This window comes from Micromonospora sp. LOL_023, assembly GCF_048060115.1.
Lineage (GTDB): Bacteria > Actinomycetota > Actinomycetes > Mycobacteriales > Micromonosporaceae > Micromonospora_E.
This window is the reverse complement of sequence record NZ_JBHMIM010000057.1, coordinates 14,231-36,058: the sequence shown is the minus strand read 5'-3', so window position 1 is coordinate 36,058 and position 21,828 is coordinate 14,231. Positions and strand designations below refer to the sequence as shown.

17 protein-coding genes are annotated in these 21,828 nt (G+C 70.5%); 4 read left to right on the top strand and 13 right to left on the bottom strand.

Annotated features, from left to right (window positions below; all coding sequences use genetic code 11):
- Positions 1 to 25 precede the first annotated feature (25 nt).
- Both ACFHVL_RS25350 and ACFHVL_RS25345 read right to left on the bottom strand, forming a co-directional pair.
- On the bottom strand, positions 26 to 1,507 hold the full coding sequence (locus tag ACFHVL_RS25350) for a glutamate--cysteine ligase (protein ID WP_416630940.1): 1,482 nt from the start codon (positions 1,505 to 1,507) through the stop codon (positions 26 to 28).
- A gap of 277 nt (positions 1,508 to 1,784) precedes the next feature.
- Positions 1,785 to 2,360 (bottom strand): YceI family protein, encoded by a 576-nt coding sequence (locus tag ACFHVL_RS25345; protein ID WP_416630939.1) that lies wholly within the window; start codon positions 2,358 to 2,360, stop codon positions 1,785 to 1,787.
- Positions 2,361 to 2,460: 100 nt separating this feature from the next.
- On the opposite strand from ACFHVL_RS25345, the gene ACFHVL_RS25340 reads away from it, so the two are divergent.
- A complete protein-coding gene (locus tag ACFHVL_RS25340; RefSeq protein ID WP_416630938.1) occupies positions 2,461 to 2,952 on the top strand; it encodes a MarR family winged helix-turn-helix transcriptional regulator in 492 nt (163 codons plus the stop codon).
- 238 nt (positions 2,953 to 3,190) lie between these two features.
- On the opposite strand, the gene ACFHVL_RS25335 is transcribed toward ACFHVL_RS25340, so the two are convergent.
- From ACFHVL_RS25335 to ACFHVL_RS25305, 7 genes are all read right to left on the bottom strand, one after another.
- Positions 3,191 to 5,887: an ATP-binding protein gene (locus tag ACFHVL_RS25335; RefSeq protein WP_416630937.1), complete on the bottom strand. Its 2,697-nt coding sequence runs from the start codon at positions 5,885 to 5,887 to the stop codon at positions 3,191 to 3,193.
- A 123-nt stretch (positions 5,888 to 6,010) separates the two neighbouring features.
- Positions 6,011 to 7,171, bottom strand: coding sequence for an acyl-CoA dehydrogenase family protein (locus tag ACFHVL_RS25330; protein WP_416630936.1), 1,161 nt, complete (start codon positions 7,169 to 7,171; stop codon positions 6,011 to 6,013).
- 46 nt (positions 7,172 to 7,217) lie between these two features.
- Positions 7,218 to 8,750 carry an acyl-CoA carboxylase subunit beta gene (locus tag ACFHVL_RS25325; protein WP_416630935.1) on the bottom strand — a complete coding sequence of 511 codons (1,533 nt, stop codon included), beginning with the start codon at positions 8,748 to 8,750 and terminating at the stop codon, positions 7,218 to 7,220.
- 162 nt (positions 8,751 to 8,912) lie between these two features.
- The gene (locus tag ACFHVL_RS25320) at positions 8,913 to 9,818 is read right to left on the bottom strand and encodes a hydroxymethylglutaryl-CoA lyase (protein ID WP_416630951.1); all 906 of its coding nucleotides are present in this window, start codon (positions 9,816 to 9,818) and stop codon (positions 8,913 to 8,915) included.
- Between the two features lie 92 nt (positions 9,819 to 9,910).
- Positions 9,911 to 11,260, bottom strand: a complete 1,350-nt coding sequence (locus ACFHVL_RS25315) for an acetyl-CoA carboxylase biotin carboxylase subunit (RefSeq protein WP_416630934.1) — start codon at positions 11,258 to 11,260, stop codon at positions 9,911 to 9,913.
- Positions 11,261 to 11,327: 67 nt separating this feature from the next.
- Complete coding sequence (locus ACFHVL_RS25310; RefSeq protein ID WP_416630950.1) at positions 11,328 to 11,903, bottom strand: TetR/AcrR family transcriptional regulator; 576 nt, start codon at positions 11,901 to 11,903, stop codon at positions 11,328 to 11,330.
- 228 nt (positions 11,904 to 12,131) lie between these two features.
- On the bottom strand, positions 12,132 to 12,683 hold the full coding sequence (locus ACFHVL_RS25305) for a YbaK/EbsC family protein (RefSeq protein WP_416630949.1): 552 nt from the start codon (positions 12,681 to 12,683) through the stop codon (positions 12,132 to 12,134).
- 146 nt (positions 12,684 to 12,829) lie between these two features.
- Between ACFHVL_RS25305 and ACFHVL_RS25300 the strand changes: the two genes are divergently transcribed.
- Positions 12,830 to 14,413 carry a glycosyltransferase family 2 protein gene (locus tag ACFHVL_RS25300; RefSeq protein ID WP_416630933.1) on the top strand — a complete coding sequence of 528 codons (1,584 nt, stop codon included), beginning with the start codon at positions 12,830 to 12,832 and terminating at the stop codon, positions 14,411 to 14,413.
- 21 nt (positions 14,414 to 14,434) lie between these two features.
- On the opposite strand, the gene ACFHVL_RS25295 is transcribed toward ACFHVL_RS25300, so the two are convergent.
- Positions 14,435 to 15,148 (bottom strand): hypothetical protein, encoded by a 714-nt coding sequence (locus ACFHVL_RS25295; RefSeq protein WP_416630932.1) that lies wholly within the window; start codon positions 15,146 to 15,148, stop codon positions 14,435 to 14,437.
- Positions 15,145 to 15,750: a SigE family RNA polymerase sigma factor gene (locus ACFHVL_RS25290; protein ID WP_416630931.1), complete on the bottom strand. Its 606-nt coding sequence runs from the start codon at positions 15,748 to 15,750 to the stop codon at positions 15,145 to 15,147. The genes ACFHVL_RS25295 and ACFHVL_RS25290 overlap by 4 nt, the downstream gene beginning before the upstream one ends.
- 238 nt (positions 15,751 to 15,988) lie before the next feature.
- Between ACFHVL_RS25290 and ACFHVL_RS25285 the strand changes: the two genes are divergently transcribed.
- Together ACFHVL_RS25285 and ACFHVL_RS25280 are read left to right on the top strand one after the other, a co-directional pair.
- On the top strand, positions 15,989 to 17,098 hold the full coding sequence (locus ACFHVL_RS25285) for a glycosyltransferase family 2 protein (protein WP_416630930.1): 1,110 nt from the start codon (positions 15,989 to 15,991) through the stop codon (positions 17,096 to 17,098).
- Positions 17,095 to 19,140, top strand: a complete 2,046-nt coding sequence (locus tag ACFHVL_RS25280) for a hypothetical protein (RefSeq protein WP_416630929.1) — start codon at positions 17,095 to 17,097, stop codon at positions 19,138 to 19,140. The genes ACFHVL_RS25285 and ACFHVL_RS25280 overlap by 4 nt, the downstream gene beginning before the upstream one ends.
- Here the strand turns inward: ACFHVL_RS25280 and ACFHVL_RS25275 are convergent.
- Entirely contained in the window at positions 19,064 to 19,780 is a 717-nt protein-coding gene (locus tag ACFHVL_RS25275) for a DUF5825 family protein (RefSeq protein WP_416630928.1), read from the bottom strand. The two genes, ACFHVL_RS25280 and ACFHVL_RS25275, sit on opposite strands and share 77 nt — an antisense overlap.
- Before the next feature lie 13 nt (positions 19,781 to 19,793).
- Positions 19,794 to 21,767, bottom strand: coding sequence for a RiPP maturation radical SAM C-methyltransferase (locus ACFHVL_RS25270; RefSeq protein ID WP_416630927.1), 1,974 nt, complete (start codon positions 21,765 to 21,767; stop codon positions 19,794 to 19,796).
- Positions 21,768 to 21,828: the final 61 nt, after the last annotated feature.

Sequence of the window (21,828 nt, the reverse complement as noted above, 5' to 3'; positions counted from 1 at the left end):
CGGCGGCCCGACGTCACCGGCACGCTCAGCCGACCGGCCAGGTGTGCACCGGCTCGTTGCTGCGTTGCAGTTCGGCGTAGCGCTGCAGCATGTGATGGAGCGCGTCAGGTCGGGCCATCCCGAGTTCCCGCTCGGCATGCCAGACCGACTCGGTCTGCCAGACGGCCCCGTTGCGACCGGTGCGGCAGCGTTGTTCGATGATGCCGAGCAGCCGGTCGCGTTGGGCGGGGGCGACCCCGAAGCGGTCGAGACCGGCGTACGCCTTGGGCAGCAGAACGTCCAAGACGAGCTCGGTGACCGCGATCTCGCCGAACTGCGGCCAGTGGATCTGCGCGGCGATGCCGCGTCGCGCCGCCTGATGGAAGTTCTCCTCGGCGGCACCGAAGGTCAGTTGGCTCCAGACCGGCCGGTCCGCCTCGGCGAGTTCCCGGGCCAGCCCGAAGTAGAACGCGGCATTGGCGAGCATGTCGACGACGGTCGGGCCGGCGGGCAGCACCCGGTTCTCCACCCGTAGGTGCGGTCGGCCGTGCATGATGTCGTACACCGGGCGGTTCCACCGGTAGACCGTGCCGTTGTGCAGCCGTAGCTCGCTGAGTTCGGGCACCCCGCCGCTTTGCAGCACCTCCACCGGGTCCTCGTCGGCGCAGATCGGCAGCAGCGGCGGAAAGTAGCGGACGTTCTCCTCGAACAGGTCGAAGATCGAGGTGATCCAGCGCTCACCGAACCACACCCTCGGCCGTACGCCCTGCGCCTTCAGCTCGTCCGGGCGGGTGTCGGTGGCCTGTTCGAACAGCACGATCCGAGTCTCGGCCCAGAGTTGCTTGCTGTAGAAGAACGGCGCGTTGGCACCGAGAGCCACCTGGACTGCGGCGATGGCCTGCGACGCGTTCCAGTAGTTGGCGAAGTTGTCCGGGGAGACCTGCAGGTGGAACTGGACGCTGGTGCAGCCGGCCTCGGGCGCGATCGAGTCGGTGTACGTCTGGAGCCGCTCGACGCCTCGAATGTCCAGCCGGATGTCCTCACCCCGGGCGGCAACGATCTGCTCGTTGAGTACCCGGTAGCGCCCGGTGGTGGAGATGTTGTTCAGCACCAGGTGTTGCGCGGTCAGTGTGGGCAGGATGCCGATCAGGATGATCGCGGCGTCCGCCTTGGCCGCCCGGTCACCGGCCCGGGCGAGACTCGCCTGCAGATCGGCCTCGTAGTCGGCGAAGCCGTCCGCCTCGATCAGTCGGGGCCGAGCGTTGAGCTCAAGGTTGAATTGTCCGAGTTCAGTCTGGAACATAGGATCTGCCAGATTAGCGAGAATTTCTGCGTTGCGCATGGCGGGCTCCGCGTACGGGTCCACCAGGTTCAACTCGACCTCGAGCCCGGTCGTCGGCCGGTCGGCGTCGAACTTGAAGTCGTCGAGCATCAGCGCGAAGACGTCGAGGCAGCGGCGGACCTTCTGCCGGTACCGGATGCGATCTTCGCGGGTGAACGACGCGCGCGATGCGACATCCCTGCCCATATTGCCCTCCCCGGCGCATCGGAACCACACACCGCCCGCTCGCTGGCCGAGCGGCGCGGCGAAGCCGTTCCGACTGTGTGTGCTGCAACCCTGCTCGACCGCGACTGCCGTCGGCTCCCCCGGCCGGGACAGGCGTTGATCGCCCCAAAGTGAGCGGATCGAAGCGCTCGGTTTCACCTTTTCACATCCGACGGGCGTCTTCTACTGGGCTTATCACAGACAGCGGCACCCCGGTCACCAGAAAGGTAGCCGGGGTGCCGCTGAAGGTTCCCTGGGGTCAAGCCTGACGGATGGCCTCGCCCTCGATCTCGATCTTGATCTTCTTGCCGACGAGCACGCCGCCAGTCTCCAGCGCTACGTTCCAGGTCAGGCCGAACTCCTCGCGGTCGATCTCGGTCGTGGCGGTGAAGCCAAAAATGTCCTGCCCGAACGGGCTACGCCCGGCACCCTCGAACTCCACGGTCAGCTCGATCGACCTGGTGACGTCCTTGACGGTCAACTCGCCAGCCAGGACGAACTCGTTGCCGTTGACCGAGGTGATCCCGGTGCTGCGGAACTCCACGGTGGTGAACTTCTCGACGTCGAGGAAATCCCCGCTGCGCAGGTGGGCATCGCGGTCGGCCTGCCCGGTCGCGATGCTGGCGGTCTGCAGGACCGCGGTGACCGAGGACTGCAGCGGGTCCTCGGCGACGGTGATGGTCGCGGTCGCTTCGGCGAACTCACCGCGCACCTTGCTGACCATCATGTGCCGGGCGACAAAGCCGACCCGCTTGTGCGCCTGGTCGAGCTCGTAGGTGCCGGCGGTGGGGATGACGATGCCGTTCCACTCACGGGTGTTCTGGTCGGTGCTCATGGCTGCCGCCTCTCGGACACGAGGTTGAAGGGTGAACATGTGCTTCAGCAATAGTAGACTAAGCAATATTCCTCACGTCAAGCACTGGTAGGATGACCTGGTGACCGAGAACCTCGCCGACGATCCGCGGATCACCGCGATCGGGCTCCTCTTCGAAGTACACGCCGGCCTGTCGGCCCGCTTCGCGACCCAACTCGAGGAGCAGGGCCTGTCGGCGGTCGAGTTCGAGGTGCTGATGCGCCTGCGTCGCTCCCCCAGCCATCAACTCCGGATGACCGATCTCGCCGCTCAGGCAGCCCTGTCCACCAGCGGCGCCACCCGGGTGGTCGACCGGATGGTGCGCGACGGGCTGCTGTACCGCCGAGCCTGCCCGACCGACCGGCGTAGCTCCTACGCGGTCCTGACCCAGGTCGGCCAGCAGCGGCTCGACGAGACACTGCCCAGACACCTACGGCTGATCGAGCACTGGTTCACCGGTCAGCTCGATCCAGCGGAACTCACCGCGTTTCTCGACACCCTCCGACGGCTACGTGACGCGGTGCATCCGGGGGCGACCGCCGGAAGTGACGATACGGTCACTCAAGGCAGCTGAAGTCGCCGAGTACCGGCAGAACAACCGGCAGGAATCAGCGCCGATCAGGGAGATAAGCCGACACAAGCCACAATCAGCTCGGATACTCCGGCTAGCGTACTGACCGCCGGGACTTAGCGGGGGGTGCGGCGCGAACGTCCGGAGAGCCGAACCAGGCGCCAGTGGCGGCTCCGCGCCAGCCCGGGGGGCGTGTCGACGTCCGGCGGGTGATCTCCGCGATCCCCGCCGGGCGTCCGCGTCACGACTGCCGCCCCGGCCACTCGACAGCCCGCCGTTCCTCGGGCAGCAGGCTGATCCCGGTGTCCCGGCAGGCAACCACCAGTCGGTCGAGTGCCACCGCCCGCGCCACCGCCGTCTCCGTGTTGAGTACGAGTCCCAGCAGCGCCTCCACCGCGTCGCGCGGTTCCGAGCCGCCGCCCAGTGAACGGGCTGCCACCCCGAACCACTCCACCGCCAACTCCCGGTCACCCCGCCGGGCCGCCATGGTGGCCTCGATCAACGCACACCGGGGATCCTCGTCCTGATCCGCCTGATCGACCTGACGGACCGGCCGGTCCAGCACCTCCACCGGCGCCGCCTGGGCGCGCAACTCCGCCAGGGCCTCGGCCGCGTCGGCGACTCGGCCGTCCTGCGCCAACGCCAGCCCGATGGTGCCCAGCGCCCGACGGCGGTGGCTCGGATCGCCAAGCGCCGTCAACGCGATCAACACCCGCCGGCCCAGGTCCACCGCCCGGCCGTACCGACCCTCCAGCCTGGCCACCTCGGCAAGGTTCGCCCTCGCCAGCACCCGCAGTCGGTCCTCGCCGCAGCGGGCGGCAAGCCGGTCCACCGCGGCCAGTCGGCGCCGGGCCGCGCGGAGATCGGCCGCTCGGACCTCATGCCAGGCCAGCTCGTGCTGGGCGAGCGTCATGTCCCGTACCCGACCGGTTCGCCCGGCAAGGACGAGCACCGCCTGGGCATGCCGACGTGCCGAATCGAACTGGCCGGCGGCCAGGCACGCGGTGCTGAGCACGGTACGGGCGGCGAGTTCGCCGGAGGTGTCGCCGAGCTCGGTGAAGGTGCCCAGCGCGGCCCGCGCCGCCACGAGCTCCTGCGGCCCCGCGTCGTGCTCCACTGCCAACTGCGCCACCCCGACCTGTGCCCATGCCCGCACCGCCGGGTCCGCGTCGACCAGGCGTGGATCGTCGAGCAGCCGACGCAGCCAGCGCCGGCCCGCCACGTCCCGGCCCCGGAAGCGCCACCATCTGGGCACGCTTGCTGCCAGCCGCAGCGCGGTGTGTGGATCGTCGTTGGCCGAGTGAGCCAGTGCCGCCCACAGGTCGCTGGCCACCTCGTCCAGCCGGTTGACCGTCGCGACCAGTTTCGGCCCGGCCAGTTCGGCGGCGGACCGCTCGGCGAGTCGCGCGAACAGCACCGCGTGGCGGCGCCGGATCGCGGAAAGCTCGCCGTGTGCCGCCGCTCGCTCCACGGCCAGGTCCCGGACCACGTCTATCAGCCGGAACCGGTACGGCCCGGCTCCGCGGGCGCCGAGCAGCCCGAGCGACATGAGACGGTCGAGAAACGGCACCGGATCGACCGGTACGTCGGCCGCACTGCCCGCCGTACCGGCACCGGCACCGGCACCGGCACCGGCACCGGCGGCATCGTTGCCCGGGCCTTCGGCGAGCATTCCCTCGGCCAGGTCCACCGACCACCGGTTCCGGAACACCGACAACCGACGTACACCGCGACGCTCGGCGGGAGTCAACAGCGCGTAGCTTGCCGCCACCGCGTCGCGCAGGGTCACCGCCACCGCCTGCCCGGTCGGCGGGCCGGACAGGTCGAGCAGCCGGTCGCCGTACCGGTTGAATATCTCGTTGAGATCGAGCGCCCGACCCCTGGCCGCGGCCAGTTCGATGGCGAGCGGCAGGCCGCCCAGCCGGCGGACCAGGCCGACGAGCGCGCCTACCTCACCGGAATGGATCCGCTCCCGGCGTACCTGCCGCAGGCGGGCGAGAAACAGCCGTACCGCCGGATAGCCGGCGACGGCGGCGAGTTCGGCTTCGGTGTCCGCCGGAGGCACCTCCAGCGGGGCGACCGGCCAGACACGCTCCCCCGGTAGCCCGACCGGGTGCCGGCCGGTGGCCACCACTCGCAGCGCCGGTGCCGCCTGGATCAGCCAGTGCAGCGCGTCGGCGGTCGACGCCGGGGCCCGCTCGACGGCGTCGACCAGTAGCAGAGCCGGGGCACCGGCCAGCCGGGGCGCCAGATCCTGGGTGCGGCCGACGGCGAACGCGGTCGCGGTCGCGGTGAGTACGTCGCTGACGGTGAAGCCTTCGGTGATGACGATGCCGCCGGTACCTCCCGGGTGCTGCCCGATCACCTCGGCGGCGACCGCGAGCGCCAGGCTGGTCTTGCCGACCCCGGCCAGACCGACCAGGCTGATCAGCCCAGCGCCGTCGGCGGCGGTCAGCAGGCCGACGAGTTCGGCGACGTCGCAGTCGCGGCCGATCAGCTCGCTCGGCGGTGGCAGCCCGCGACTGCGGCCGGCGGCGGACAGGACGAGTTCGTCCCCGTCACCGGGCACGCCGCCTCCGTCGTTGGCGATCGCCGGACCGGCGACCGCCGCTGGGGCGACCACCGCCGGACTGACCGCGGCGAACGTGGGGGGACGCTGGCGCGGAATCGCGGGCTGGGCGACCCCGAACGGACCCCGCGCGGCCGACTCGAACTCGGCGCGCTCGGCACCGGCCAGACCTAGCGCGGTGACAAGCAGATCGACGGTGGTCCGCTGCGGTCGGGAGGAGCGCCCTCGTTCCAGGTCCCGGACCGTACGTATACCCACCCCCGCCCGCGCGGCGAGGTCCGCCTGGGTCAGCCCGGCGGCGAGCCGGCGGCTGCGCAGTAGGGCGTCGAACCCGACCCTGCTCTGGTCAGGAGCCTGATCCGGACTCATGGCAGGGAAGGGTACGCATCCAGGTGTCGCCGAGTCAGCAATCCGTCAAGGTGACGACCCGAATGGAACGGATTTCCGACACAACCGAGGAGACCGCCACTGGCCGACTGTTGGCGCCGAAGATCATCTACCGTCGATCAGCCCGAGATCACGAGCGATGATCGTGCGTTGTATCTCGGAGGTCCCTTCCCCGATCTCCAAGATCTTCGCATCCCGCCAAAACCGACCTACCGGGAACTCGTTCATGAAGCCGTAGCCGCCATGAATCTGGGTGGCCTCCCGGGCGTTCTGCACGGCGCACTCGCTGGCATGCAACTTGGCCACCGCCGCCTGCCGTTTGAACTGCTCACCCGCGAGCATGCGGGCAGCCGCGTCGTAGTAGGCCAACCGGGCGGTGTGTGCCCGTACCTCCATGTCCGCGATCTTGAATTGGATGGCCTGGAACCCGCCGATCGACTGGCCGAACGCGCGGCGCTGCCCGGCGTAGCGGATGGACTCGTCGACGCAGCCCTGGGCGAGCCCGACCGCGAGCGCGGCGATCGCGATCCGACCCTCGTCGAGGATCCGAAGGAACTGCGCGAAGCCCCGGCCCCGCTCGCCGAGCAGATTCTCCGCCGGCACCCGGCAATCGTCGAACGTCAACTCGTGGGTGTCCGACGCGCACCAGCCGACCTTCGAGTAGCCCGGAGCCACGGTGAAACCCGGGGTGCCGGTCGGCACGATGATCGTCGACAACTCCTTCGAGCCGTCCGGCCGGGTACCGGTCACCGCCATCACTGTCACCAACGCGGTGATGTCAGTGCCGGAGTTGGTGATGAACGCCTTCGACCCGTTGATCACCCAGTGGTCGCCGTCGAGCACGGCACGGGTGGCGGTGCCTGCGGCATCGGAGCCGAAGCCCGGCTCGGTCAGCCCGAACGCGGCCAGAGACTCGCCGCTGACCAGTCGCGGCAGCCACCGCTCACGTTGGGCGGCGGAGCCGAACCGGTAGATCGGCATCGCACCGAGCGAGACCGCCGCTTCCAGGGTGATGGCCACACTGGAGTCGATCCGGGCCAGCTCCTCCAGCACCAGGCAGAGCGCGAAGTAGTCACCGCCCATCCCGCCGTGCTCCTCCGGGAACGGGAGGCCGAACAGCCCCATCTTGCCCATCTGCCGGACGATGTCGTATGGAAAGACATGCCGCTCGTAGTAGTCCCCGATCACCGGCGCGACGACCTCATGGGCGAAGTCGCGGACGCTGTCCCGCAACGCCTCCTGCTCGTCAGTGAGTCTGAAGTCCATGGACGTCCCTTTCTCGACGAATCCCATGGGCGGCAAATGGTCACCGCTACACAGGAGTGACGCCGTGGCGGCGTCGGGAGAAATGCCGGTCCCGGCCGGCCGCCGCCGCGTAGCGGCGGATCAACTCGTGGCGCAGCTGCTCCGGACGGACAATGTCGTCGACCACCAGTTCACTGGCGAGACGGACCAGGTCGATGTCCTGCTCGTACTCGGCACGGCGGGCGGCGACGAATTCGGCCCGCTGCTGCGGATCGTCGATCGCCGCGATCTTGTTCGCATAGACCGCGTTGACCGCGGCCTCCGCGCCCATCACCGCGATCTTCGCGGCGGGCAGCGCGATGGTGGCGTCCGGCTCGAACCCGGGACCGGCCATTGCGTACAGCCCGGCGCCGTACGCCTTGCGGACCACCACGCAGATCTTCGGTACGGTCGCCTCGGAGATCGCGCTGATCATCTTCGCGCCGTGCCGGATGATGCCCTGCTTCTCCACCGCGGCACCGACCATGAACCCGGGCACGTCGGCCAGGAAGAGCAGCGGAACGTTGAACGCGTCGCACAACTGCACGAACCGGGCCGCCTTGTCGGCCGAGTCTACGAAGAGCACCCCGCCCTTGAACATCGAGTTGTTCGCGACCACCCCGACGACCTGGCCGCCCAACCGGCCGAAGCCGACGGTCAGCTCACGGGCCCACAGCGCCTGGAACTCCAGGAAACTACCCTCGTCGAGCAGCCCCTTCGCGAACCGTCGCATGTCGAACGCCTGCCGTTCGCTCGCCGGCACCAGGGCGGCCAGGTCGATCCCGGCCGGCGGGTCGGCCGGTTCGCGCACCGGCGGCGGCTGGGTCCAGTTCGCCGGCAGATAGGACAGGTAGCGGCGAACCACATCGAGCGCGTCGTGCTCCGTCTTGCACAGGAAGTGGCCGACACCGGACTCGGTACAGTGCACCCGGGCACCGCCCATCGCCTCCAGCGTGGTCTTCTCGCCGGTGACCATCTCGACCATCCGGTCCGAGCCGAGGTACATACTGGCGTTTCCGTCGACCATCGCCACCACGTCGCAGAACGCCGGGATGTAGGCACCGCCGGCGGCCGACGGGCCGAACAGGGCACAGACCTGCGGAATCGCACCGGAGGCCCGTACCTGGTTCCAGAAGATCTTGCCGGCGCCGCGCCGGCCCGGGAACAGGTCGACCTGGTCGGTGATCCGAGCGCCGGCGGAATCGACCAGGTAGACCATCGGCAGGCCCGCGTCGTAGGCCCGCTCGATGATCCGGATGATCTTCTCTACGGTACGGGCACCCCAGGACCCGGCCTTGACGGTCGAGTCGTTGGCCATCAGGTAGACCTGGCGGCCGTCGATCCTGGCGGTGCCGGTGATCACGCCGTCGGCGGGCAGCCCGTCGGCGAGGGCGTTGGCGTACCGACCGTCCTCCACGAAGGAGCCGGCGTCGACCAGGTGGTCGACGCGTTCGCGGGCGAACAGCTTGCCCCGACCGGCGTTGGCCGCGTGGTACTTCTCCGCGCCACCAGCCCGGATCCGCTTGTCGAGCCGATCCAGTGACTCACCGTCCAGCGTCACGCCGCCCCCTCGTCGCAGCCGTACTAAACGATCGTTAGGCTACCGCACCACGGTCGCACTCGCGACACCCTGAGCCAGCGACGCCATCCGGAGACGATCAACTGCGCTCCAGCCGACCGGCGGGCGACGTGTCGGGTCGACCAGGCGACATGATTCATGAGATCAGGACGGGGTGAGCCGGGTGCGCGGGCCGGCCCGCAGCACCCCGGACGGCAACCGCCGGCCGACCAGCTCCTCGGCCAGTTCGGCGGCCACCAGCAACGCGTCCAGATCGATGCCGGTCCGCACACCCATGTCGTGCAGCATGTGCACCACCTCCTCGGTCGCCACGTTTCCGCTGGCCCCCGGCGCGTACGGGCAGCCGCCCAGCCCGCCGACGCTGGCGTCGAACTCGGTCACCCCCAGCTCCAGCGCGGCCAGCAGATTCGCCAACGCCGTACCCCTGGTGTCGTGGAAGTGCAACAGCACCGGGATCGCCGCCTGCCGGTCGCGCACCGCAGTGACCAGCTCCCGGACCCGCCGCGGGGTGGCCATCCCGGTGGTGTCGCCGAACGCCACCCGGTCGGCGCCGTCAGCCACCACCCGGTCGACGATGTCGGCCACCCGGCGCGGGTCGACGTCCCCTTCGTACGGGCAGCCGAAGCTGGTCGCGACGATCACCTCGACGTGCGCCCGCGCGTCGTGCAGCAACGGAGTCAGCTCGGCGATGTCGTCCAGCGACTCGGCGGTGGACCGGTTGACGTTTCGCCGGTTGTGCGTGTCGCTGGCCGAGACCACCACCTCGATCTCGGTGAAACCGGCGTCGATGGCCCGGCGGGCCCCGCGCAGGTTGGGCACCAGCGCCGAGTAGCGCACCCCGGGCGCCCGCTCGGCCCGCCGCCACACCTCGTCGGCGTCGGCCATCTGCGGGATCGCCTTGGGGTGCACGAACGAGACTGCTTCGATCCGGCGTACGCCGGTCACCGAGAGCGCGTCCAGCAGGCGCACCTTGGCCTCGGTCGGGATGGGTTGCTCGTTCTGCAGGCCGTCACGCGGCCCGACCTCGCGGATCGACACTGACTCGGGAATGGGCGTCGCTGCCATCGGTCCAGCATCCCCCGGCCGTGCCGTCCACTCAATGGGATCCGGCGAAGGTCACCGATGGGATACCGGCGCGGCCACTACCGCATCCGGCCGACGATGCCGGTGTCGTAGTCGCCGGAAACGAACTCCGGGTTCTCCAGCAGCTCGGCGAAGAACGGCAGGTTGCACTTCGGCCCGGCCACCTCGAACGCGGCGACTGCGGCGCGGGCCCGGGCGATCGCCTCGGCCCGGTCCGCGCCGTAGACGATCAGCTTCGCCATCAGCGAGTCGTAGAACGGCGTGACGGTGGTGCCGGCGGCGTACCCGGAATCGACCCGGACGCCGTCGCCGGTCGGCTCCGCCCAGGTGGTGATCGCGCCTGGTCCGGGCAGGAACCGCTTCGGGTCCTCGGCGTTGATCCGCAGCTCGATCGCGTGCCCGCGCGGGGCGCGCGTGTCCGGGTCGAACGTCGGCTGCAGACCGGCGGCCACCCGCAACTGCTCCTCGACCAGGTCGAGTCCGTAGACCAGCTCGGTCACCGGGTGCTCGACCTGCAGTCGGGTGTTCATCTCCAGGAAGAAGAACTCGCCGGTGGTCGGGTCGAGCAGGCATTCCACCGTGCCCGCGTTGCGGTAGCCGACCGCCGCCCCGGCTCGGACGGCGGCGGCGAGCAGCCCGGCCCGGAGCTCGGCGCTCACCGCCGGCGACGGCGACTCCTCGGCCAGCTTCTGGTTTCGCCGCTGCACCGAACATTCGCGCTCGCCGAGGGCGACGACCCGGTCGGTTCCGTCCGGCGCCCGCCAACCGAGGATCTGCACCTCCACGTGGCGTACCCGGGGAAAGTAGCGCTCGATCAGCACCGACTCGTCGCCGAACATGCGCTGCGCGAACGCCCGGACCTTGTCGTACTCGGTCCGCAGCGCGGCCTCGTCGACGGCGACGCCCATGCCCATCCCGCCGCCACCGGCGGCGGCCTTGACCATCACCGGGTAGCCGATGGTGGCGGCGGCGTCCAGCGCGGCGTCGACGGACTCGGCGGGGTCGGTGGTGCCGGCGGCCACCGGGACCCCGGCTGCGGACATCAGGTTCCGGGCGTTGATCTTGTCGCCCATCGCCTCGATGGCGTCGCCGCCCGGCCCGACCCAGATCAGGCCTGCGGCCGCAACGGTCCGGGCGAAGTCGGCGTTCTCCGACAGGAATCCGTAGCCGGGGTGGATCGCCTGGGCTCCGCTGCTCTTGGCGGCGGCCAGGATCGCCTCGGCATTGCGGTAGCTCTGCGTCGGGTCGGCCGGTCCCACGCAGATCGCCTCGTCTGCCTCAGCGACGAAGGGCATCCCGGCGTCCGCCTCGGAGTGCACGGCGATGGTGCGCACCCCCAGCCGCCGTGCGGTGCGGAGGATCCGCCGGGCGATCTCGCCCCGGTTTGCCACCAGCAACGACTCGATCATGCCTCTCCTCGCGGTCGCGGTCGCGGCGCCCACCCTGGGGCGCGCATGGGGGAAGGCGGCACCCGGCTCAGCCGTGCAGCGCGGCGAGGGCGGCGGCGCGTAGCAGGGCTGCCCGCCGGTCCCGGTCGACCTCGCCGCCGAGGAACGGGGTGGAGTTCATCAGGCCGAAGGCTGCGTGCGCCAGCACGCGGGCCTCGGCCGCGTCGAGCTCGTGGCGCAGCCCGGTCAGCACCGCGACCCATTCCTCGACGTAGAGCCGCTGCAGCCAACGGATCCGGCGGCGCGGCTCCTCGGGAAGCCGGTCGAGCTCGTGCAGGTGCAGGGCGATGACCGCCGGATTGGCCAGGGCGAACTCGACGTGGAACTCGATCAGAGAGGCGAGCACGGTGGTCGCGTCGCCGGAGTGCTCGGCGACGCGGGCCCGGCCACCCTCGAGCAGCTCCTCGCTGACCGGGATGAGGGCCGCCGCGAGCATCGCCTCCTTGCCGGCGAAATGGTGGTAAAGGGCTGGGCCGGTGACGCCGGCGGCGGCGCCGATGTCGTCCATCGATACGCCGTGGTACCCACGGGCCGCGAATAGCCCGACCGCGATCTGGAGAATCTCGTCGCGTCGCGACCGCCGACGCGGCGCGACCGGGTCCAGTTTGTCGGTCCCGTCCGTCCCGCCTGCCGCTGCCGCCGCTGCCGCCTGCTGATCTACCGTCACCTGGCCAGCCTAACCGCTTGTCGATCCCGAGTTGAACGCTCGTTCAGTCAAAAGAGCGTCGTCGGCTGATCCGCCGATGCTGGTCGACGCTGACCCGGCGCTGGTTGCTCGACGAGCACCGTACCGCCACCCCGCAACGGAGTTCATCCCCGACGCTCGCCCCGGTCAACCGGCCGGCACCGCCAGGCCCTCGACGACCTGGGCATTGGGCAGCACCCCCAGCGCCGGCCCGGGGAGCACGATCTTGCTGGCCCGCACCCCGGAACCGATCACCACGTGCGGCGCCGCGACCACCCGCGCGTCGACCAGGATCGGCCACTGCGGTGGCAACCCGATCGGGGTGATCCCGCCGTACTCCATCCCGGTCGACGCCACCGCGTCCGCCATCGGCGCGAAACTCGCCTTGCGCGCGTCGAGTAGGCGCCGGACCGTGCCGTTGACGTCCGCCCGGGTGGTGGCCAGCACCATACAGGCGGCGTACCGGACCGTGCCGCCCCGCTTGCCGGCGATCACCACGCAGTTCGCCGACTCGCCGAGCCCCACCTCGTACGCGGCGCAGAACGCGGTCGTGTCGGCGAGTTCCGGATCGATCGCGGCCACCGCGATATCGTCGAGGTCGACAGGTACGACGGCCGACCACTGCCCGACAGCCGCCGCCACCGGTGCCGCGACCAGGTCCAGCCGGCTCAGGACCGGTTCGGTCTGCAGTTTCCCCAGCACATCCGCCATCATGCACCGGCACCAACGGACCCGCGCTGCCGGGTGCACCAGGCGTCGGCGACAACCGGGTAGATTGACCGCCGCCGCCGCGGTGGTCGACCCGGGCGGCACCGCGTCATCCGAACCACTGCCGAGAGGTGAGCGTGGCTACCCCGAGGGCGAGCGTCGTCGTTCCGGTATACAACACCGAGGCATGGCTCGGCGCGGCGCTGACCTCGATCGACCGGCAACCCGGACGATCGACCATCGAAGTGATCATCATCGACGACGGTTCCACCGACTCGTCGGGCGAGATCGCCCGGGACTACGCCCGGCGTTCGCCGCAGACCCGCTACGTCCGGCAGGACAACGCCGGGCTCGGTGCCGCCCGCAACCACGGGGTGCGCCTGGCTACCGGCGGCTACCTGGCGTTCCTCGACTCCGACGACCTTTATCCCGACGGCGGGTTGGAGCATCTGATCAGCATCGCCGCCCGGGCCGGTGCCGGCGTCGCCGTCGGCGACATGCACGGCTTCCCGGCGCGTCCCAGCCCGCCCTGGCGGGCGGAGATCGTCGGCCCGGCCCGCACCATCGCCTCGATCGGGCAGGCACCGCTGCTGGTGGGCAACCCGTCGGCCTGCAACAAGGTCTTCGCCCGGGACTTCGTCGCCGAGGTCGGGGCCGAGTTCACCGAGGGCAGTGCGTTCGAGGATGTGCTGTTCACGCTGCCGCTGCTGCTGCGTTCACCGCGCACCGTGCTCAGCCCGGAGCTGGTCTACCTCTACCGGCAGCGCGGCAACGGCTCGTCGATCATGGACAGCCGGTTCCAGCCCGCCAAGATCATGCAACACCTTACGATCATCGAACAGCTGGTCGCCGGCGCGACGGACGTCGACGAGGCCAGCATGGCGGCGCTGCACCGGTGGATCGCCTACATGCAGTTGCACTACGCCTGGCGGGCCGCCGGCACGATGGACGATGCGCAGCTCGCTGAGTTCACCCGGCGGATGGCTGTGCTGCTGGCTGACATCCCGGTGCAGGTCGCCGCCGAGTTCAGCCCCAATCCACACGCCGGGCTGCGGGCGGTGGCGCTCTACGAACAGGACCCGACCGGGGTACGGCGGCCCACCCACACCGGCGCGGCGCGCCTACGCGGCGGGCAGCTCTACCTCGACCACCCGAACCTGGAGCGGTACCGGGAGCTGCTGCGGGTACCGACGCCGACCGTCACGGTGACCCGGATCAGGCGAGGCGACCCGGCCGGTGGCGAAAGCGTCCGGCTCACCGGTCGGTGCGGACTGCCCGGCCCAGGTGGCAGGCCCGGTGCCGTCCGCGCCGACCTCATGCTGGAGGTCGGCGACAACCGGCTGCGCCTGCCCCTGGTGGTGGTGGCCGACGACCGCGCCGACGACCTGCGCTGGCAGGTCGACGTCCCGCTCGACGAGTTGCCCCGGGGCCGGTACGCGCTGCGGGTCGTCGCCCGCGACCAGGGTGCCGAGCTGGCGCTACCCCCGACATCAGGTGCCCCCGGCACCCGGGCGGCGCTGACCGTCCGGGGCCGGGCGGTGTGGGTCGCTCCCGGACGGCGCGGGCTACGACTGGTGGTGTCGGACCCGGTGGTCACCGCAGCGGCGGCTCCGGCCCGCTGGAGCCGGCTGGCCCGGCACCAGGCCGAACGGGCGGCCCGACGAGGTGTGCGAGCCGCCCGACAGGGACGGCAGCGGCTGCGTCGGCTGACCGGGCGCTGACGATGGCCGGTCGGGTGCTGGTCAGCGGGTGCGGCTGAGGGCTTCGGCCATCTGGTGCAGTGTCTGCTGCGCCGCAGTCGACGAACCCGGATCCGGCAGGCTCAACGTGGCGACGGTCTCGCCGCGGCGGACCGACAGAAAATAGGAGACCGTCGTCGACTGCGGGTATTCGATCCGACCCCGTACCAGCAACCGGTCCGGATGGTCCGCGCGCTCCGGGCCGGGGTCGAGGAGTTCGAAGGAGATGCTCGCGGTGCCGAACCGGTAGGTCGGACAGGTCTGCACCACTTTCCGGACATCCACCATCGCACGCTGTGCCCAGGTCGGCTCGTACACCTCGACGACGCCCAGGGCCAGATCGGCTGACGAAGGGTGATGGTAGCGTCGCTGCTCGGCACCGAGCCGGTGGTGGTGCGCCGGATAGTCGACATCCCGATAGGCCGGACAGTCGTCCTGCACCCACGGCCAGCGGGGCACCCCCAGCCGCTCGGGTCGGTACGACCAGCCGGGTCCCAGCGCCTCGGCTGCGACGAACAAGCCGTCGTCGACCGGGCCGTCATCGACCGGGCCGTCATCGACCGGGCCGTCATCGACCGGGGCGTCGTCGACCGGGGCGGACTGGGTGACGGTCACCGGCGAGACGTCGGTGCCCGGCTGCGTCGCGCACCCGGTCAACAACAGGCCGACCACCATCGCCGGGGCCGCCACGCGGACGATCCGGTCGGACAGCGTCACGACTCCTCCATCAACAGGTCGGCGCGACTGTCGCCGAGTACTTTCCGCAACCGGGCGAGCGAACGCCGGGTCTGGGTCTTCACCACCGACACCGAGACACCGAGTGTCTCCGCCACCGTCTCCACACTCTGGTCCTCCCAGTACCGCAACACCACGATCGCCCGGTCCCGAGGCGGCAGGCAGCCGAGCGCGTCGATCATGGTGACCCGCAGATCGGCCTGCCCCGGACGGGTCGGATCGCCATCACGCAGCGGGCCGGCCACCACGAGCTCCTTCGCGCTGAACCGACGCCGGTGGTCCAGAACCACCCGCAGCAGCACCTTGCGGCTGTACGCCTCGACGTTGTCGACCTGGGTGATCCGCTTCCAGGAGGTGTACATCCTCACCAGCGCCGTCTGAGTGAAGTCCTGCGCGAGATGCCAGTCCCGGCACATCAGGTAGGCGGTCCGGCGCAGCCGAGGCGCGGCGACGGCAGCGAATGCGACGAAATCCTCATCCAGCGAGCTGGACGAAGAGCAGCTACGGGAGACGGCCTGGTCAGCGGCCGACCGTGGTTTGCCCGCCAGCTGACCGGGCAGGATCACCTCAACTGTGCCGTACACACTGTACGCTCATGCCTGGGCACCCTCCCCGGTGTGGACCCTGATCCGTCCCGCCCCTGTACACATAGACGTCGCGTCGCCGGGGAAAGGTGACATGCCCAGGGTGCGCCTGACGTTCGCTCTCCGCTCATTGACTGTTAGCTTTTCGATAGGGCCCCCTTCCCCTGCCCGGCAGACACTGTCCGCCCGACCGACGGAACCACCGCCGGAGCCATGGACATGGAAGGCGAGCTCCCCGATGGCCATGCTGAGCCTGATCATCCCGGTCTTCCGGGTCGAGAAGTATCTCGCTGCCTGTCTGGACTCGATCCTGGCGCAGCACCGGGACGACGTGGAGATCGTCGCCGTCGACGACGCCTCGGACGACGGCTCCAGCGCCATCCTCGCCGAGTACGCGCAGCGTAACCCCCAGATCACCGTGGTGACGCTGGAGCGCAACGCCGGTCTGGGAGCCGCCCGCGACACCGGGATCGCCCACGCGAGTGGACGGTACGTATGGTGCGTCGACAGCGACGACTGGTTGCCTGACGGCGCGCTGGCGGCGGTCACCGATCGGCTCTGCCAGGTCGACCCGGACCTGCTGATCACCGGGTACTCCCGGGTCTACCAGGACGGCCGGATCGAGCACCACCCGGTCACCGACATCGCCCCGGGGCGACAACTGCCCGACGTGTTCGCCTTCGCCGACGAGCCGGGGCTACTCGACGTTCTGTGGATCGCCTGCAACAAGATCATCAAACGGGATCGGCTGATCGAGTCCGGGATCACCTTCCAGCCCGGCTGGTACGAGGACGTCTCCTTCGTCATCCCGCTGATGATCGCGGTCGATCGCATCGCCGTACTCGACCGGGACTGCTACGCCTACCGGCAGCACTACGACGGTGCCATCACCCGTACGGTCAGCGACCGCCACTTCGATGTCTTCGACCAGTGGCAGCGGGTATTCGCCTACCTCGACACGCACCCCGGCCGGGCCGCACCGATCCGGGCCACCATCTTCGGCCGGATGATCTGGCACTGCCTTCAGGTCCTCGGACACCCGCACCGGGTGCCCCGGTCCAGCCGCCGTCGTTACTTCCGCAGCACCAGCGAGCTGTACCACCGGCACCTGCCGTCCGGCGACTACCCGATCCCTGGTGGCGGCAACGAGGCGGTCAAGCAACGACTCGTCGCGGCCAACGCCTATTCTCTCTTCGAACTGATGATGGCCGGCTGGCTGGTACGCAAAAGACTGTTCGGCGGCCCGACCCGCCGGATGGGCGTCGTCGCCAAGCCACCGGCACCCGCGATGACCAGGGCAGGTCCCCGCGTCAGCAGCGGCGACACCGGGGAGGGGACGATCAGGTGAAGCAACACGCCGGAACGGACTCCCCCGCGCCGGTCCGCACCGCGGTCACCTGGCGGCTCACTGGGCTACCCGCGCCCCGCCCCGCAGAACGCCTCGCTCGTGCGGTCGGGCTACGCGTGCTGCGAATCCCCGGCGCCGGCCGGGCGCTCGTCCTCGCCGGCAGCGTGGACCGACTGCGCGACCTGACCTTCCGACCCACCGCCGCCGCGCCGGTGCGGACGGTCACTGTGGTCGTCGCCTGGTGGCGCCACCCGCGTCCCGGGTGGGCGGGGACGGTCGGCATCCTGCCCGGACTGCACCGGCACCGGGTCGCTCTTCCCCGGCTACGTCGGGGCGCGGCCACCGTCCGCATCGCACTGACCACACCGGTGCCGCTGCGCGATGCGGTACGGGCGGCGCTGCCCGCCCTGGACGGGTCCCGGCCGTTGCCGTCACCGGGCAGCCCGGACGTCACCGCCGCCCGGGCCGACCTGGCGTACCTGCCGGCGAACGCGACCATCGTCGACACCGCCGGCGGCGAACTTGCGGCCCGCGACGAGATCCGCGCCCACGATCTGGTGCTGACCGGACCGGACAGCGGCGACCCGGCGCGGAGCGCAGGTTCACCGGGGTTCGACCTCAGCCAGCCGGAGCAGGAGGCCGCGGGTCGGCCGGAGCAGGCTGATCGGCCGTACGGCGCTGTTCTGGTGGGCGCCGGGCACACCGTCGCCGGCCCCGACGGCAGGGACCTGGTGCTGATCGACGCTGGACGAATCAACCCACGCGGTCGGCTGATGGCCGCGTACCGGCCGCAGGCACCCGAGGTCACGCTGGAGTTCGCCCGCGACCGGTCGGGTGGCGATTTCCGCGGCGGACCGACCAGCGGGCTGACCCTGCGCGGGGCACTCGCCGGGCCGGGCCTGGACGCGGCGGCCCTGGCCGCGCTGCGACACGTCCGGGCCGTGCACTGCCGCCTGGTGCCCGGCGAGCATCCGACACAGACCGCCGGGCTGCTGGTACAGCTCGCCGCGACCGGGGTGGTGCTGCACGCCCCGCTCCTGCCGCCCGCCGTCGCCGATCTGCTCGATCCACAGCTGCGGGCGCTGGTCAGCGAGCCGCTGCCGGCAGCGGAGACCGCCGTGGCAGCGGACGATCCGGCCGGTGCCACGCTGGCCGGTGCCGGTGCCACGCTGGCGAGCGAGGCGCGCAGCGTTCGGCAACGCCGCGCCGCGCTGCGCGGACACGCCGCCGGGTTGCGGCTGACCGGCCTCGCCACCGGCGGGCTACCGCAGCTCGGCCAGCCCCCGTCGGTCAGCGCGATCCTGATCACCCGCCGGCCGGAGCTGGTCGTTCCGGCACTGGCCGCGATCACCGACCAGACCTACCCGGAGATGGAGATCATCCTGGGGCTGCACGGCATCGACCTGCCGGAGGCGGCCCGGGTGGCGCTCTCCGAATGCGGCCGGCCGTTCGAGGTGGTGCACCTGGCGGAGTCGGTCGACTTCGGCGCCGCCCTCGGCGCGGCCACCCGCCGGGCCCGGGGCACCCTGATCACGAAGTTCGACGACGACGACAGCTACGGCGTCGAGCACGTCTGGGATCTCGTCCTGGCCCGGCACTACTCGGGCGCGACCCTGGTCGGCAAAGGCGCCGAGCTGGTCTATCTGGAGAGTCAGGGCGTCCTGCTGCGCCGCCGGTCCGGCGTCTCCGAGGCGTACGGCGATGTGGTGGCCGGCGGCACGATGCTGCTCGCCAAGGGCGATCTGGAGGCGGTCGGCGGCTGGCGGCCGGTGCCCCGCTCGGTCGACCTCGGGCTGATCGAGCGGCTCCGGGCGGCCGGCGCGACCATCTACCGCACCCACTCGCTCGGCTACGTCTACCACCGGCGGCCGACCGGCCACACCTGGGATCCGGGCGAGGCGTACTTCGTGGACAGCTCCTACGCCCGGTGGCCCGGGGTCCCACCGGACGCGATGGCCGACGAGGTCAGACCACCATCGACGGCAGCGGCCAGCGACGCAGCCGGTGCGGCAGCCAGACCAGCCGGTCGCCCACCTTCGTGACCAGGCCCTCCTCGCCGAAATCGCGGGCGATGTCGAGATCCACGGCGGTGACCTCGGCCCCGTCGAGAAGTTGGGCGAGCACCGCCAGGTACGCCGGATCGTCGATGGTCAGCAGGTTCAGCTGGCCAGCGCGCCGGTCCCGGACCTGCACGAACCCGGGCCCCCGGCGGTACGTGCACTTGTCGAAGTAGAACGCCGACCGCCAAACGGATGCCACCGCTGCCGGATCCCGGGCACCGTCACCGGCCGCCGAATCTTCAGCACCGTCGCCGGCCGTTTCGACCCGCGTCGGTGGCCGCAGGTGGCTGTACACCCGCCACAGTTCGTCGTCGCCGCCGGGTAGCCGCAGCGACCAGTCCACCTCGATGGCGTAGCTGGTCAGCTCCCGGACCAGCACCAGTCGGCGGACCGCGTCGGCCGACTCGGCCGGACCGGCCACGGTGAGATCCACCACGCCGGGCAGCGCCACCTTGCGTACCCCGGCGTCGAGCCAGCCCGCGACGGTGTCGGTGACCGGACCGGTCATCTCGGCCGGACCCAGGTCGATGCCGGGGATGTCGGCGACCGCCGGATCGTGGTCGCGGTGCAGGTGTACGGCGACCGGCCGGGCGGTCGGCGCCTCAAGAAAGGTGCTGGTCAACGCGGAACTCCTGTCAGACGGCGGTGAGCGCGGGCTCGGGTGCGGCGACGCCGGTCACCGCGGCCGCCCGCCCGGCGCCCGCCGGCTGCGCGGCTTCGGACTCGGCGGCTTCGGACTCGGCGGCGGCCCGCTCCTGGTGCAGATGGTCGATGCGGATCAGTTCCTGATTCATCGCCCGGGGCGCGATCTGGATGAACTGGTCGGCGTCGCCGAAGACGATGCCGAGTTCGTGCCAGTGGGCCAGCAGCGCGGCTACCCGGTCCGACGGCTCGTCGAGCCGGCGGGCCAACGACGCGACGCTGTGCGGCTGGTCCAGTTGTCGAAAGGCGGCGAGCTCAACCGGGTCGGTCAACCGCAGGACGTGCCAGTCGTAGTGCCGCCGTTGGCTGACCAGCACGATCTCGTGGCCGAGGTCGTGGTGGGTGAGCCGGCTGCGGGCGTACTCGTGCTGCCATTGGGTGACGGCCCGGTCGAGTGCCTCGGCGGTCGGCTCGTCGATGCCCTGCGTCGGGGTGTCGAAGATGTACGCCAGGTCCATCAGCTCGGATTCGGGCAGGTCGTAGATGAGCCGGTACTGGGCGGCCGGGCGCAGGTCGGTGAAGCCGAGCGCCGGGTTGACGAAGTACGGGCTGAACCGTTCGATGGCGATCCGGGTGCTGCCGTCGGGCGGGCAGAGGTGGTGCAGGGCCGGCATCTGGTCCATGACCGACTGGTAGTCGGCGTCGGTCTCGCCGGGGAATCCGAACAGGTAGTTCCAGGCGATGGTGATGCCGCTGGTCTCCGCGTCGCGCAGCATGCGCACGTTGAGACAGCCGGTCACCCCCTTGTCCATGATCTTGAGCACCCGGCTGTTCAGATTCTCGATCCCGGGTTGCACGCTGACCAGGCCGGCGTCGGCGAGCGCCTGCACCTGCGGGCCGCGCATGTTCGACTTGATCTCGTACTGCAGCCGCAGGTCGTAGTCGGACTCGGCCAGCCGGGGCAGCAGCGAGGTCACGTAGCTCATGTCGAGGATGTTGTCGACGACGAACATGTCCAGCACCTGGTGGCGCTCGACCAGACCGACGATCTCGTCGAAGAACCGCCCCGGATGCTTGCTGCGGAACTGCATGAACGATCCGTTGAGCCCGCAGAAGGTGCAGTGGTGCTTCTCTCCCCACCAGCAGCCGCGGGCACCCTCCACCACCAGCCGGGGTTCGACCCAGTGGTTGGCCCGGGAGCTGGCGAGCCGTTCGAAGTAGCCGGTGTAGTCCGGGCTGACGATCTCGGCCGGCGGCAGTGGCGTGGTGCTCATCGGGTTGGCCACGTGCCGGCCGTCCGGGGTGGCCCAGCACAGGCCTTCGATGCCGGCCAGCTCGGGCTGGCCGCTGGCGTCGGTCAACGCGGTGAGCAGCTTCGGGAACGCGGCCTCGCCCTCGCCGCGTACCACGAAGTCGATGAAGGAGAAGTTGCGGTGCATGGCCGCGCCCTGCTCACCGTCGCAGTTGGCGCCACCGAGCACGGTGCGGATCCGGGGGTCGAGCTGCTTCACCGCTCGGGCGGTGGCCAGGGCGGCGGCGTTCTGCTGGAACGTCGAGGTGAAGCCGACGACGTCCGGTGCCCGCTCGACGATCCGGGCGGCGACCTCGGCGACGAAGTCGGGCGCCATGCGGTGCAGTTCCAGGTTGCGTTTCAGGTCCCGCTCGGACATCTGGCCCTGGACACGGCTGGTGAACTCGCTGACCCGCCATTCAGGATCGTCGTAGAGGGCGGAGGAGAAGACCCAGTCGCCGCAGCCGGAGAAGTAGGTGAACAGCGAATAGTAGTAGTAGTCGCTCAGGCCGAAGTCGGTGCGATCGACGACCCAGTCGACGAAGTCGAGGTTGGCGTGCATGGCCTCGACCTGTGCGTCCGGCACCTTCTGGCGGACGCTGTTGGTGAGGATGCCCAACGCCAGCGACGGGACATCGATCGATGACCACGGCATGTTGACCAGCAGAATCCGCATGTGCCCTTCCATTTCAGTAGGACTCGCCCTGGTGGGATGGAGGCGGTCGGCAGCGCCGACA

Coding starts and splice junctions, on each gene's coding strand:
- ACFHVL_RS25270 (WP_416630927.1), bottom strand. CDS start 21,767: ATGCGGATTCTGCTGGTCAACATGCCGTGGTCATCGATCGATGTCCCG.
- ACFHVL_RS25315 (WP_416630934.1), bottom strand. CDS start 11,260: ATGATCGAGTCGTTGCTGGTGGCAAACCGGGGCGAGATCGCCCGGCGG.
- ACFHVL_RS25330 (WP_416630936.1), bottom strand. CDS start 7,171: ATGGACTTCAGACTCACTGACGAGCAGGAGGCGTTGCGGGACAGCGTC.
- ACFHVL_RS25285 (WP_416630930.1), top strand. CDS start 15,989: ATGGCCATGCTGAGCCTGATCATCCCGGTCTTCCGGGTCGAGAAGTAT.
- ACFHVL_RS25350 (WP_416630940.1), bottom strand. CDS start 1,507: ATGGGCAGGGATGTCGCATCGCGCGCGTCGTTCACCCGCGAAGATCGC.
- ACFHVL_RS25345 (WP_416630939.1), bottom strand. CDS start 2,360: ATGAGCACCGACCAGAACACCCGTGAGTGGAACGGCATCGTCATCCCC.
- ACFHVL_RS25335 (WP_416630937.1), bottom strand. CDS start 5,887: ATGAGTCCGGATCAGGCTCCTGACCAGAGCAGGGTCGGGTTCGACGCC.